Genomic DNA, 379 nt, shown 5'->3' with positions numbered 1-379 from the left:
ACCCGATCCTCATGAACCGCCCATTCGTCACCACCACCAAAGGCACCCGCCTCTGCCGCCCCTCCGAAGTCCTGCTGGAAATTCTGGATGAGGAACAGATAGGCGCATTCACCAAGGAAGACGGCGAAGTCGTCATTCCGACAAAGGGTTAAGCCGTGTCTGAGATGTCTTCTGATCTGCCAAAGGTGGAGGCCGACAGCTTCCACCCCATCAACACCAGTGCTTTGCGCAAAGACGGCGCGCCAGACCATGCCCCGCGCATCCTGCTGCTCTACGGCTCCCTGCGCAAACGCTCCTTCTCTCGCCTCGCGGTACTGGAAGCCCAGCGCATTCTGGAGCAGCTCGGCGCCGAGACCCGCATCTTCAACCCAAGCGGCCT

General features: G+C 60.7%; 1 protein-coding gene and 1 pseudogene. Both read left to right on the top strand.

Annotation, left to right across the window (positions count from 1 at the left end; translation table 11 throughout):
- Positions 1-152 (top strand): annotated as a pseudogene (locus tag PPL9_RS34510) (arsenate reductase (glutaredoxin)); the annotation flags it as partial.
- Between the two features lie 12 nt (positions 153-164).
- On the top strand, positions 165-379 hold a 215-nt coding region (locus PPL9_RS34505), incomplete at its 3' end, for an NAD(P)H-dependent oxidoreductase (RefSeq protein ID WP_348271985.1).

It is taken from the genome of Pseudovibrio sp. POLY-S9 (assembly GCF_001431305.1).
In the GTDB taxonomy this organism is placed as follows: domain Bacteria; phylum Pseudomonadota; class Alphaproteobacteria; order Rhizobiales; family Stappiaceae; genus Pseudovibrio.
Note: the sequence above shows the minus strand (reverse complement) of the source record. Positions and strands in the feature narration are given on the sequence as shown.